We start from the raw sequence: 13,827 nt of genomic DNA, 5'->3' as shown, positions 1-13,827 counted from the left end.
ATAACTGTTATCAATTATCATGATTTATTATGAAAATTAAAACCTTAGCTGAAATACTCGCTGAATCGGACACCGATTCAGCGAGTTCTCCTAATACCCGACCAAAAAAACATACTAAGCCTGCTAAGCACTCATACAAAGATGAGCCGCACAAACCTCGTAAAAATGGCAAGCGACCTACCTATTCAAATAAAAACAAATCTATAGCTAATGACTTACCAATAAGTGACTCGTTAATTAGTGTTTCTACTGCTGACATAGAATCGAACGACTCACTCTTCTCTTCCTCTATCAATCAAAAAACTTCCAAACATAAAAAGCGTAAGAAACGAGAAAAACGTTTTCATCCAGCGGCTAACTTTAGCCCTGAGCCTAGTAATGTGCCTACTTATCTGCCACCTGAAGCGCAAAGTATTAAAGAGATGCTAGCAGAAGTTAAGCATAACGTTCATGGAGGTGAGATAGATAATAGCTTAGCAACAGATAATGGTCGTAGCACTGATCTGTCTTTGAGAAAATCAAAAAATGAAGCTGAGCTTTCGACTATTGATGATAACGACATAGACAATCAAAACGATAATATACCAGCTGCTCTCAAAGCTTATCTACGTACACCTGAACAGAAACAAGCAGAGATCGATGCGATTAAAGCCGAAAGCCGCTTACGTTGGTTGGCATTTTATTATTTGTCGCGCCGTGAATATGGCAAATCTGAGCTCAAGCAAAAACTCATCGATAAGGAACAAGATCCAGAGAAAGTTGATTCGCTCCTTGATGAATTCGAGGAGAAAGGTTATCAAAGCGATTACCGCACTACTCTGATGCTAATACGTGAAAATATTCGTAAAGGCCGTGGACGCGGTCGTATTAAGCAAGAATTTTATCGTAAGAAAATTGCTATGCCTGGTAATATCGATGAGCTGATTGATATGGCCAATACTGAGTCAGAGGAATTTAGCGAATTTGTAGATGACAATGATGACAACTTGGTCGATGGCGTAGACTGGCTGAAACTGGCTGTCACAGCACGTACTAAGAAATACGGCGATGATATACCTGTTGAACAAAAAGACAAAGCCAAGCAGCTTCGGTTTCTACAATATAGAGGATTCAATACCGATATATGTTTTGCCGCGCTTAACTATACATTAGATACGTTAGATGAGCGTTTTTAACCAACACTCACCTATATATTGACTAGGCCGTGTTTTCAATTCACTCGATATTCATCTAAATGAGCTAAAAATGGCTAAATCTTGCCAAACTACGTCAAATAGCTAGTTAATATCCCGATATTATCTGCACTATTTTTCTTGTTTGAAGGCAATTTATCTCACTTTTATCACCGTTTTTAAAATGAAGACACGCCCTAGATAAAACAATGTAGTCGATTCAATTTAAAAGTAGTACAAGGCAACCGAGTGTAGATGTATGTTAAATACTTCAAGCGAGGTTAACGCAGTAATACTTTTATAGTGGAATGACTATAGATTTAGATAGTCTATTAATAATAACCAAGCACTTTCCACCAAATTAAACCAGCGCCTATCCAAATAACTAAATTAACCACACTCATAATCGCACCAATACTCCACCACTCTTTCAACGTCACATAGCCAGAGTTGAAAATTACAGGGGCTGTACCAGTCGCATAATGAGTCAATGTCATCATGATATTACCCGCTGCAGCTAAGATTAAAGCATATAACATTGGCGGCGCGCCTAATGTCAGGCCGACCGCATAAAATGCTGCAAATAGTGCGGTAATGTGGGCTGTGGTACTAGCGAAAAAATAGTGTATATATAGATAGACTAAGGTCAGAATTGTCACTGCACCTATCCAACCTACCCCAGTCGTCCCAATGAGAGACTCAATATTTCCTGCAAACCAACTAATCAAACCAAGCTTGTTCAGATAAGCAGCCATCATAATCAGGGCACCGAACCAAACAATAGTGTCCCATGCAGACTTCTCTTTGAGAATGTCATCCCACGTCAATACACCAGTCAATATCAATGTCGTCAAGCCAATAAAGGCGGTTGTGGTGGCATCAACGCTATACTGCTCACCCAAAATTAACGCAGGAATATTAGCCCACAATACCAACATAAGACCAAATACACCGAGCATTATTTTTTCGTGGGTGCTGATTTTACCCATTTCTGTCAGATTATCTTTTGCGAAGTTTTTGGCATCAGGTGTTGCTTTGACATCAGGAGGATAAATCAGGTAAATAACTAATGGCATGACGATCAGACAAAGCATACCAGGGATAAACATCGCCACTGCCCATGTCATCCACGACAGCTGAATATCGCCACCCGTCGCTTTATTCACCAGCTCTACGACTAAAGGGTTGGGGGCCGTCGCAGTAATAAACATACCAGAAGTAATAGGATTGGCGTGATAATTCACCATCGCCAAATAGCGACCAATTTTATTTTGAGTGCCTTCTTCTGGCGTCGAATGAAAGCTTTGTGCAATGGATTTCATGATAGGGTGAATAATACCACCACCACGCGCCGTATTAGACGGTGTAATGGGTGCCACCATCAGCTCAGCAGCGGCCAAGGAATAAGCCACGCCAATGGTTTTTTTACCAAAGATAGAGATGAAATAGTAAGCGATACGGCGACCCAAGCCTGTCTTTATTAATCCACGCGATATCATGACCGCAATACCAATTAGCCAAATCAGAGGGCTTGAATAGCTTGATAAGGCATCGCTAATGGCTTGCTTTGGACTATCACTTGTGACGCCTGTCAATGCAACTAAAGTCACGGCAATAATAGCAATGGCACCAATCGGTAATGCCTTTCCTATGATGGCAACAATGGTAGCGATGAATAGTGCCAGCATATGCCACGCTTCTGGTGTCACACCCGTCGGCACAGGAATGACAAACCAAATTATCAAACCAACTAAAATAGCAACAGCCGCTTGAACAGGCTTAAATGGCATAAATAAAAATCCTTATAAAATCATTAGACGATTAGATGAGTGTACCTTTAGTTCAATGCTCTTATAGTTCAGTGCTCTTAAGATGACGGGACTACGGCCATAATTTAAGTGATCGTCTTAGCTATTTTATAAGATTTATATGACCCTTATGTTATTGTTTACTGTTTTTAACATATCTGTTTAGATTAAAAGACAAATTAATGATAACTATTCTGTTAAATATGGTATTGATATAGAAGCCATAAAAAAATAGCCCGTCTAGTGACGGACTATTTTTTGTTCAGTTTTCATCGACATGTTTAATTTTGCAAATAGAAACTTACTTTATAAAAGACTACTTAAAGGTATTCAATCGACTAGATAACTGATTAATAATCTGGTCAATCTCTTCATTGGCTTCATTTTCAGTATCTAAGTTACCATTCGGTGTCAGCTGATTCATGACTTCAGGCAGTAATTCAGCGAGGCCCTGACGTACTTCTGCATCATTAGCACCGGTATGCGCAGCTACTTGTTTGATCTCATCTTCATCAAACAAACGATCGATATCATTAGGATTAAGGATATCGTTAGTTTCTTGGCTACTCATCCAAGAGCGCGCTTTGCTCTCATGACCCATAGCAGTAATTTTCGATAGTGCACCACTCAAGCCACCATTGCGCTTGATCCAACTAAGTACCATTGGCATCAATGCAGCTATCAGCATGCCTTTGCCACCAAAGCCACCACTTTGGTTTTGACTACCACCTAATACACTACCTAAGATATCTCCTAAGCCACCAACACCTGAGCTCATACCACCGCTTTGAGTGCTTCCAGTCAGACCACCTAGAATATCATCCAAACCAAAACCATTGTCAGCCTGACGATTATTTTGTGGATTATTGGCACTGGCCTGATTGCTTCCTCCCAATACACTACCTAATATATCACCTAAACCACCAGTACCACGCGAGTTCGCGCTTTGGTCGATAGGACTACGCTGTGTACTTTCTGGCTTCATCGCACTACGGGCAACTTGGCTCACTAAACTCCCTAACAAGCTCATACTCTACTCCTTTTTTTTATCATATTATTTATTATCAAAGAATCTCTACTCTGTCTCAACATACTGATATTTAGTTAGTATACGACGACTGTAGAGCGCTCTTGAACGAAACACGTTACTTTTACAAGATAACAAATTGCTTTCATTATCGAGAGAGCTGTTTTGTTATAAGCTGTGATCACTCATTAGCCTTAACCTTATAACGAAAAGCTAAAATTGAAAAGGCGAAAATACTAGTACTGAAATATAAGGATTAAAATAACAACCGCTTACTTCCTCTTAGCAGAGCTCACATTGGCTAAAACATTCAATTCTCGCCATTGCTCAGCGCTCACTTGATCACGAAATATTGTTATTGATAAAGAACGTTGATAAGGTTCTACAATATCGAACTCAAAGCTCATAGCCCACCGATAATTATGGACATCGACCATCTGTGCCTGCCACAGCTCATCACCACGACTGGTTCTAATCATCAGCTGCCACCCTCTATCAACACGCTGACTCAAGGGCGGCTGGCTCATATGCAGCAGTCTAGGTCGTGACAGTATCAAATAACCGGTAACCGCTGCTGCCACTATCAAGATAATGATATATTGCCATACGCTTAGAGTAGCAAGCCATGCCAGCATAACCATAGCACTTGCTAAACTCATATACAGCAACACGCGCAAATAGCTAGCAGGCTGAATAGCAGTATCAATACGTAGCGAAGTTGCCATAGTTATATTTGAGTGCCACAGTAAATATAAAGCATTAAGCCAAGTCTTTAGTATGACGCCATGTTTTAATTTTATTCACTAGCGCCCATATGTCTTCGTTTTCTGGACGATTTTGATTGGTGAAATAATCTAATAAATCAGGATCTTCATGAGTTAACATCTCTGAAAATGTATTTTGCTCTTCAGGCGAAGCTGTCAAATATAGCTCTTTGACATAAGGATCAATATAAAAATCTAACTCTTTGAGTCCACGGCGGGCTTGATAAATAATGCGGCGTTGCTCATTGGTTGGTTCTGGTTGTGTGGTGGTCATAAAGCTACCTTCGTCAATTTAAATAGTTTTTAATAGTGTATTTAGATGTTTCTAAAATCGTTTTTTATTTCTTTAAATAAAGCATAAAACACTTATAGCATTGGACAACAGCGTAAACGAGTACAAATATCTATTGATGTCGATCATACTCAGACAACTGATTCCATAGCGCTACTGCTTGCTGCATTATGGCCACGTTATGGGTACGAATGATGCCCGCACCTTGTTGTAATGCAAAAATGCCTGCTGCCATTCCTGCTGCATCACGCTCTGCTGCTTGAGTATTGGCCACTGCTTCAACATCGCTTTTACGCAGTACTTCTGCTAAAAACCGCTTACGTGAAATGCCAAACATCATTGGCAGTCCTAGTTTCTGCAACTGCTTAAGCTGGCTTAATAGTGCGCAGTGATGTTCATAGTTTTTCGCAAAGCCAAAACCTGGGTCGATAATAATTTTTTCACGCTTGACGCCAATGCTGACTACCTCGTCAATACGGGCTAATAGCTCGGTACTGACATCATCGATCACGTTATCATACTGTGCCAAGTCATTCATCGTCGTTGGCTCACCGCGCATGTGCATGAGCATGACTGGTATATCAAGCTTAGCGGCCATCATAGCAGCACCTTCACGCTTCAGAGCCCGTACGTCATTCCATATGTCAGCACCGGCTTCAAATGCGGCTTCCATAACTGCTGGATTACTGGAATCAATAGACAGCCAAATATCATTCCCAAAAGATTGCCTAATGGCTTGAACAACAGGTACAACACGCTGCATCTCGTCACTAGTAGCAACAGTATCAGCATTTGGGCGAGTAGATTCCCCACCAATATCAATAATAGTCGCGCCTTCATTCATCATTTTCTGACAGTGCTGAATGGCTTTATCTACCGCATTGAACTGCCCACCATCGGAGAACGAATCTGGCGTGACATTAAGTATACCCATAATATGAGGCACGGATAAATCTAAAGTTTTATCACGACTAGATATCTTATAGTTAGGTAAGGCTTGGAATAATGACATAACCCATTTATCTCTCATAAGAACAATTTTAATTATTACTGTCTATGCTCATGATAACAGTAAATCTTACTCTGCCCTAAATCCTTCATAAAACAATGACAATAAAAAAGCCCTTTATATAAAGGGCTTTTTTATTGAACATCTATAAACTAAGTGCTACATCGCTGGTAATGGTGGTGGTGTTGTGCCCGTTGTTTTGATGTCATTCTTTGACAAATTGACTTCATTATGCTGATAGACTCTCGGTGGACGCGGCGCTTCACCTGCTAGGATATCTTGTAGTTGGTCACGATCGATAGTTTCCCAGTTCATGAGAGCCTCAACCATGGCATGCATTTTGTCTTGATTGGCTTCAATCAATTCACGAGCGATATCGTACTGCTCTTCTAGCATACGGCGTACTTCTTCATCAACCTTTTGCTGAGTGGCTTCAGAGATCGTACGACCACCACCGCCGAAATAGCCTTGTGAGTTGTCATCATCTTCGTACACCATAATACCAAGTGCATCAGACATACCGTACTTAGTAACCATCGCACGTGCCATTTTGGTGGCGCGTTCAAAGTCGTTCGAAGCACCCGTCGACATTTGATTGATAAACACTTCTTCGGCGATACGACCACCAAACAAAATAGCAATGTCGCTCAACATTTTCGATTTATACATACTGGTCTGATCGTGCTCAGGCAATTGCCAAGTCACACCAAGGGCAAAACCACGAGGCATAATAGTAACTTTATGCACAGGGTCTGTACCCGGTAGTAGTTCAGCTACCAACGCATGACCTGCTTCATGATAGGCAGTCGCACGGCGCTCTTCTTCACGTATCACCATTGATTTGCGTTCTGGACCCATATACAGCTTGTCTTTTGCATCTTCAAAGTCATTCATATCGACGCTGGTCTTGTTACGACGTGCTGCAAATAATGCGGCTTCGTTTACAAGGTTGGCAAGCTGTGCACCACTGAATCCAGGTGTACCACGAGCAAGAGAACTTGCATCTACACTAATCGTGTTTGGTAATTTTTTCAAATGAACTTTTAAGATTTGCTCACGGCCTTTGATATCTGGCAAGCCTACTTGTACTTGACGGTCAAAACGACCTGGACGCAATAATGCTTTATCAAGCACATCAGCACGATTAGTTGCGGCAATAACGATAACACCTTCATTGCCTTCAAAACCATCCATCTCAACCAGCAACTGGTTAAGTGTTTGCTCACGCTCGTCATTACCGCCACCCATACCAGAGCCACGATGACGACCGACTGCATCAATCTCATCAATAAAGATGATACATGGTGCACTTTTCTTTGCTTGTTCGAACATGTCACGTACACGTGATGCACCGACACCGACGAACATCTCAACGAAATCAGAACCTGAGATAGAGAAGAAAGGTACCTTAGCTTCACCAGCAATGGCTCTTGCTAGTAGCGTCTTACCAGTACCCGGCGGGCCTACCATCAAGATACCACGTGGAATGGTCGCACCTAGCTTCGTGAATTTATCTGGAGCGCGTAAAAACTCAACCACTTCCACGACTTCTTCTTTGGCTTCTTCACAACCAGCCACGTCTTCAAAGTTGACGTTGATTTGATCTTCGGTCAGCATTTTAGCTTTTGATTTACCAAAGCTCATAGGGCCGCCGCCTTTTCCGCCTGCGCCGCCTTGCATATTACGCATGAAGAATAAGAACAGACCAATAATCAATAGAATTGGGAAGCTGGCGATCAATAATTGCATCAATACGCTTTGGCGCTTTGGTGCAGTTCCTTGAACTTCGACTTGGTTTTCACGTAGCAGTGGCATCAGCTCATCATCTGATACAGCAGGTCTAATGGTCTCAAAAGCTGAGCCATTTTTCTTCTCGCCGGTGATCTCTTCGCCGTCAATTTCAACACTGGCTACTTGGTTTTCTGACACAGCGGTCACAAATTCAGAGTAGTTAAGGCTATCCGGCTCAGATGATTGATCGAAGCCGCTAAACACCAGCACTAAAACGCCGATTACCACCAGCCACAATAAGGTATTTTTTACCATGTCGCTCACTAGTTATTCCCATCCCTTACTTATTGGTGTGTCTATTAAACACGTGACGTCTATAAACGTATCGCTCATTTTTCATAAACCTATCAATGTCAGAATTTTCTGATTGGGGCTTATACATGTCAAATGTCTTAAAAACAGGTTTAACAAGTTATAAATATCAATGATATATGAATCTATCGTAGATGAGCTTATCAAGCGCTTATTGTCAGACGACTTTGCCTAAAACAAAGTTAATATACCATGATATGTGGTACTAACCTGCATAATTCAAGCAGGTATCGCTATTATTCAATCAACGATTGTAACGTTTTTAATATTTTAATAGATATACTTAATGGTGACACAATATCCCGCTTACAATGGCAATAACTCATCAAAGTTAAAACTATTTAATCGCTATCCAAAACATCTCTTTTGAACGCGGCCTAGAAGCGCCTGGTTTGATACTACGGATTTTACTAAAATCCTGCTGCATCTGCTTGCGTAATTCTTGTGTTCCTTCACCTTGAAACACTTTCATAATGAGCGCGCCACCTTCTGGTAAGGTTGCCAAAGCAAAATCCACGGCCAATTCACATAAGTACATCATACGCGGCTGATCAATCGCGCTATTACCTGCCGTATTGGGCGCCATATCAGACAACACCACATCGACCTGCCTGTCACCAACTTCTGCCATGATGCTATCAAACACCTCTGCTTCACGAAAATCACCTTGGATAAAGGTAACATCAGGCAAAGTATCCATAGCCAAAATATCAGAGGCTATCAAAATGCCTTGCTCACCTACCAACTGACCAGCCACTTGTGACCAACTACCAGGGGCACTTCCTAAATCTACAACCGTCATACCTTTTTTAATCAGGTTGGTTTTTTCATTGATTTCTAATAATTTATAGGCAGCACGGGCACGATAGCCATCTTTATGAGCCTTTTGCACATAGTGATCGTCAATGTGCTCTTTCATCCAAGCGCTACTACTCTTTGACAATTTTTTATTTTCGATACGCGTGGCCAAAATACCTGCTCCTATTGCTTTGCAAAACACTAATACATACTTATGAAATAGCCACTACGTTTATAAAATGCTTTAAAGATGGACTCAATCAGACCATCAACTTGTTCTCTTGTCTTGAACTGAACAAATTCTATTGGTTAAAACACTGTTTTATAAGACAGTAGCGTTTATAATGTGGCTAAACATTCAGTTTAACATTTTCATCACGTAAAATCGTGCAAAATCCTGCTGATCTCATGCAAGTTGACCACAGATTATCTATAATGGTCATCAACTGCTCTCAATAGCACTGTCATTTATTTTTATCAACACTTAGGAATTCTATGGAACTCGATAACGCTACAATCAAACGCCTAAGAGGCATTGGTCACGAACTAAAACCGATTGTCATGATTGGCAATAAAGGTATTACCCCAACCATCACTGAAGAAATCAATCGTGCTCTAACAGATCATGAACTTATTAAAGTGAAATTGCCTGCTGGCACGAAAGAAGAGCGTGACATCGTTGGCGCTGAACTTGCTAAAGCAGCTAATGCGTCTTTGGTTCACTCTATTGGTCGTATGGCATTGTTGCTACGTAAAAACCCGAATGCCAATCCAAAACTATCTAACCTAGCACGTCACGCATAGTAATTTGTGATGGCACATTTAGTTTAAGAAATATCATCCCGTAAGATCTTATATCACAGTTAAATCCTTACGATAAAGCCTAAAAGCCGCGATGCAACTTGCTCGCGGCTTTTATATTGTCTACTCTCATCGATTTGCCTGTTTTATAATACCAAATCGCATTATAAATATAGTGCCTGTTGAACACGCCCTAATTTCTCTCATTATTATTTTTAAGTCTTATCAAATTATGAATCAAACCTTTGACCTTCACATAGCAAACGAAACGATAGCAAGTGATGCACAACAACTTGGCGTAACTGTCGATGATCTCAAGCGTATCTGTGTGCAGGTAAGTGCTCATATTGTTAAATACCCTAAGGTATGTTTACAGCTGACTTACCACATTACTTTGCCCAACCAAATGCTGGCAGATAAATTGGACTGGCCAACATGGCAACCTGAGCGGGTCGGCTTTGCTGATTACTTATGGGAAGAGACCTGCCTTGAGTGCTTTATCACTGGTAACACAATTAACTCTAATACTGTTACCAATGATACAACGTCTTATGTTGAGATTAATGCCAACCCAGATGGTCGTTACGCACTCTATCAATTTGAGAGTTATCGCAACCCTGCAACATTACCACCGTCACCTTTGTATCAAGCTGATGGACACACGCGTGCCTCTATTGAGTGGATTAACAAGCCCAAGCCACACAGCACGTCTGCAAACACACATTTACTTAGAGCACCTGACCCCCTTAAACCGAATAGTTATAAGTACGAGCTAAGCTTCAACGTGTCGTTGACTCAGCTGTCTGACACGCATCTAAAATATGCCATCAATAACACTATCATTGAGCAAATACATCCATGCGTCATCTTGTGGTTGGACAAGACGCCTTTATACTACGCAACCAGTCATGCCTCGCCACCTGATTTTCATAATCGCCAGTACTGGTCAAGATTTGAACTTTAGCTATATCATATGCATGACACTACTTGAACAGCCCTTCAAGTAGAAAAGTCTCTAAGCGTTACTCTCATTTAAACTTAATGTTTGAAATATAAAAAAACTCAGCAATGTCATAAAGAACATTACTGAGTTTAGAGAAAACTTTAGTTTTATTTAACTGGTGCTTACTTCGTTTGACTGGTGTTTATTTGTCAGCCATTGCAAGATAAATGCCACGGTCTGATGCATCATCAACATACTGCGAATCACGCCATGTCGTATAGCTATAATTTCCGCTATACGGGCTGATGCTGTTTTGACGGAAATCAGATACCCAGTCATTGCCATCAAAGATCTGGATATGACCATGTGGACGACTTGAAGTACGGTTATAGACTACAACATCACCAACTTGTGGCTGCATGTCGTTACTGATTTTGGTGAAGCCTGCTTGGGCTAATGTGCCACGAGAGGCATATTGATAAGCTGAAGGGTTCGGCGTGAATTCGTAGCCAGCTGATTGTAGTGCTTTACGTACATAACGAGCACAGTAGCCAGAGCTTCTAGATAAAGCGACGCGTGATGCGTTTGCTGCTGCAATAGCAGGGGCAGAAAAACGATCTGGAATTGATTTTGCTTGTTGCTGACGTTGCTCGTAAGATAGGCGGCTGGTTAGCGAGGCAAGCTGATATTCTTTCTGCTTAGCATGTGCACTTAGATTATCAATGGCTTGGCTGATCTCATCGTTACTATATACGTGAGCACCGCTGTTCGTGCTATAGATATTACGACTAGAACCATAGGTCGCAGAAGTAGAGATATTTGTGGTGGTATGACTCAAGGTATTATTTGGTTGAAAGGTTGTTTCGACAGCACCACTTGTCTGTGCTATACCCATTCCCAATACTGACAAAATTAATAAAGCTTGTTTCATAAATTTACTACCTATTGTTAATGCAAGACAGCTCGTCATCCTTGACGAAGCATCAATTAATTTAGTGGACATTATCATTAAACAAACATGATAAAATCCTTATGACAACAGCCTGCTCTTTCTTCTGTAGTGACTAATGCTGCTATCAGCATTCATTTAGTCAACTCTCATGTAAATCGTTTGCCATATATCGCTTTAGCATGTCTGTTATGAATATCGATTTTGTCACCTATTAGATGAGTCATTACGATGTCAAAAAAACAGCCTAACCGGCTTGCCCAACTTATCGATCATCAATCTTTTGCTGGTAGCGCGCTACCCCAAACACTTGCTGATAATATGAGGCTATATATAGAAACGACCAATGAAGTAAAAGAGCTATTGGTAGACTGTCTACCTGAGGAAATCCTCAATACCTGTTGGGTCGTAGGCTTCACTTCTGAGCAATTAATTCTTAGCGTGGGCTCGATGACTGCTGCTAATCATATACGTTATTTGCAAAGTTCTTATTTGCAGGTACTGACAGAGCAGTCCATTACATTTAAACAACTCAAGCAAATCCGCGTAGTGGTGGCTAACAAATCGGCTAATAATTATTCATCTAAACAATCATCAACATCATCTGCAGTCTTGTCAAAGCCTCAGAAAGCCAATGAAAATCAGGCCCTTAGCCAAAACATAAAGCGGACTATATCACAGGCTGCAGAGCATGTCACCACTGATGAAAAACTCAAAAAAGCACTTTTGCGCTTGATAAATTCCTAAAAAACATGACCCTAACATGTAAAGTTATGTAAATAAAAACGTAAAAACTGGCCAACAACGCTGATATTTTGTAATGAAGCGAACAAAAAAAATCATCTGTCGGCGCTATTCATATTATGAATATCACCGACAGATGATTAGAAAAATTTCTACAGCTTTTGTATTCTCTACTCTAAAGCAGAATTATTAAAACAATTACGGCTATATATTTAAATTAAAGAATATTATAGGAATGTAATTATCGTAGACATATGTAATATTGCGTCAATGTTTCGATACTTCGTGTATGTTCCTCTTTTCATCCTTCAACAGCCATCCCTTTTAGAGGAAGATATTCGATAGGACAAGTTACATTGTCATCAAAAGTTACAATTTCAAAGTTATCATGATCTGATAATATTTCACGCACTAATAAATTATTTAATGCATGACCAGACTTATAAGCGTTAAAACGACCTAAAATTGGATAACCAATCAGATATAAATCACCTAGCGCATCCAAAATTTTATGACGGACGAACTCATCATTAAAACGCAAACCTTCTTCGTTAAGAATATTGGCTTCATCTATGACAATGGCATTATCCATACTGCCACCTAATGCCAAATTATTCTGGCGCAATGCTTCAATATCACGTAAAAATCCAAAAGTACGCGCTGAACTCAATTGCTCAATGAAATTTTGCGTTGAAAGCTGCAGTTGTGCATGTTGAAAATTCTTATCGATAGCAGGATGATCAAAATCAATTTCAAAATTTAACTCGAATCCTTCATAAGGGCGCAACTCTGCCCATTTATCATCGACTTTTACGCGTACTGGTCTTATTATCTTAATAAACTTTTTTAAAGCGTCTTGTTCACAAAACCCTGCATCAAGTAGCAAGGCAACAAAAGGTGCAGCACTACCGTCCATAATCGGTATCTCTGAAGCAGAGACACGGATTAAAAGGTTATCTACACCAAGTCCAGCAATCGCACTCAATAGATGCTCAACCGTACCTACTCGTGTACCACCGAATACTAGGTTGGATGACATCATGGTGTCTTGTACTAAAAAGGCACTGGCTGGAATTGGTTGACTGCCTTCGATATCAGAGCGCTCGAAAACAATACCTGTATTTATCGGTTGCGGATGAAATTCTAAGTCAACAGGCTGACCACTATGAAGACCAGTACCTGTAATAGCTATCGCAGTTTTTATGGTTCTTTGGTTCATGACTGTCTTCTCACATATTTTGTTACAATTGCCATAGTGTACCATTACAAACCCCTAGTTCGCCACAGTTAAAACTCGCTATTTTCCTTATCTCCTTGATTGATAACACTTATCGCACCAAACTGAAACTATTTCTATGCGCTACTGACACAACTGTCTCTATATAAACAGCCATATTCAAGTCTATTTTTATCATCG

13 protein-coding genes are annotated in these 13,827 nt (G+C 40.5%); 4 read left to right on the top strand and 9 right to left on the bottom strand.

Annotation, left to right across the window (positions count from 1 at the left end; genetic code table 11):
• Positions 1-29 precede the first annotated feature (29 nt).
• Positions 30-1,175 carry a regulatory protein RecX gene (locus tag I6E61_RS10070; RefSeq protein ID WP_197134122.1) on the top strand — a complete coding sequence of 382 codons (1,146 nt, stop codon included), beginning with the start codon at positions 30-32 and terminating at the stop codon, positions 1,173-1,175.
• Positions 1,176-1,504: 329 nt separating this feature from the next.
• Here I6E61_RS10070 and I6E61_RS10065 read toward each other — a convergent pair whose 3' ends face one another.
• The 7 genes from I6E61_RS10065 to I6E61_RS10035 all read right to left on the bottom strand — a co-directional run bounded on the left by I6E61_RS10065 (position 1,505) and on the right by I6E61_RS10035 (position 9,145).
• On the bottom strand, positions 1,505-2,962 hold the full coding sequence (locus I6E61_RS10065; RefSeq protein WP_197134119.1) for an anion permease: 1,458 nt from the start codon (positions 2,960-2,962) through the stop codon (positions 1,505-1,507).
• Positions 2,963-3,296: 334 nt separating this feature from the next.
• Positions 3,297-4,010 carry a YidB family protein gene (locus I6E61_RS10060; RefSeq protein WP_197134116.1) on the bottom strand — a complete coding sequence of 238 codons (714 nt, stop codon included), beginning with the start codon at positions 4,008-4,010 and terminating at the stop codon, positions 3,297-3,299.
• A gap of 269 nt (positions 4,011-4,279) precedes the next feature.
• On the bottom strand, positions 4,280-4,732 hold the full coding sequence (locus I6E61_RS10055) for a hypothetical protein (protein WP_227685783.1): 453 nt from the start codon (positions 4,730-4,732) through the stop codon (positions 4,280-4,282).
• 34 nt (positions 4,733-4,766) lie between these two features.
• Complete coding sequence (locus I6E61_RS10050; RefSeq protein ID WP_197134113.1) at positions 4,767-5,045, bottom strand: succinate dehydrogenase assembly factor 2; 279 nt, start codon at positions 5,043-5,045, stop codon at positions 4,767-4,769.
• A 130-nt stretch (positions 5,046-5,175) separates the two neighbouring features.
• The gene (folP, locus tag I6E61_RS10045) at positions 5,176-6,075 is read right to left on the bottom strand and encodes a dihydropteroate synthase (RefSeq protein WP_197134110.1); all 900 of its coding nucleotides are present in this window, start codon (positions 6,073-6,075) and stop codon (positions 5,176-5,178) included.
• 156 nt (positions 6,076-6,231) lie between these two features.
• The gene (gene ftsH / locus I6E61_RS10040; RefSeq protein WP_197101570.1) at positions 6,232-8,127 is read right to left on the bottom strand and encodes an ATP-dependent zinc metalloprotease FtsH; all 1,896 of its coding nucleotides are present in this window, start codon (positions 8,125-8,127) and stop codon (positions 6,232-6,234) included.
• A gap of 385 nt (positions 8,128-8,512) precedes the next feature.
• Positions 8,513-9,145 (bottom strand): RlmE family RNA methyltransferase, encoded by a 633-nt coding sequence (locus I6E61_RS10035; protein WP_194197661.1) that lies wholly within the window; start codon positions 9,143-9,145, stop codon positions 8,513-8,515.
• A 323-nt stretch (positions 9,146-9,468) separates the two neighbouring features.
• Between I6E61_RS10035 and I6E61_RS10030 the strand changes: the two genes are divergently transcribed.
• Positions 9,469-9,777 (top strand): YhbY family RNA-binding protein, encoded by a 309-nt coding sequence (locus tag I6E61_RS10030; protein ID WP_194197660.1) that lies wholly within the window; start codon positions 9,469-9,471, stop codon positions 9,775-9,777.
• 229 nt (positions 9,778-10,006) lie between these two features.
• Positions 10,007-10,738 (top strand): hypothetical protein, encoded by a 732-nt coding sequence (locus tag I6E61_RS10025; protein ID WP_197134107.1) that lies wholly within the window; start codon positions 10,007-10,009, stop codon positions 10,736-10,738.
• 181 nt (positions 10,739-10,919) lie between these two features.
• On the opposite strand, the gene I6E61_RS10020 is transcribed toward I6E61_RS10025, so the two are convergent.
• Positions 10,920-11,648: a CHAP domain-containing protein gene (locus I6E61_RS10020; RefSeq protein WP_197134104.1), complete on the bottom strand. Its 729-nt coding sequence runs from the start codon at positions 11,646-11,648 to the stop codon at positions 10,920-10,922.
• A 249-nt stretch (positions 11,649-11,897) separates the two neighbouring features.
• Here I6E61_RS10020 and I6E61_RS10015 point away from each other — a divergent pair, with 249 nt between their 5' ends.
• Entirely contained in the window at positions 11,898-12,413 is a 516-nt protein-coding gene (locus I6E61_RS10015) for a hypothetical protein (RefSeq protein WP_197134099.1), read from the top strand.
• 298 nt (positions 12,414-12,711) lie between these two features.
• Here I6E61_RS10015 and lpxC read toward each other — a convergent pair whose 3' ends face one another.
• Positions 12,712-13,629, bottom strand: coding sequence for a UDP-3-O-acyl-N-acetylglucosamine deacetylase (gene lpxC / locus I6E61_RS10010; protein WP_197134096.1), 918 nt, complete (start codon positions 13,627-13,629; stop codon positions 12,712-12,714).
• Positions 13,630-13,827: the final 198 nt, after the last annotated feature.

Origin of the sequence: Psychrobacter sp. NZS113, from assembly GCF_015864825.1 — a bacterium.
Classification (GTDB): domain Bacteria; phylum Pseudomonadota; class Gammaproteobacteria; order Pseudomonadales; family Moraxellaceae; genus Psychrobacter.
This window is presented reverse-complemented; position numbering and strand designations above follow the sequence as displayed.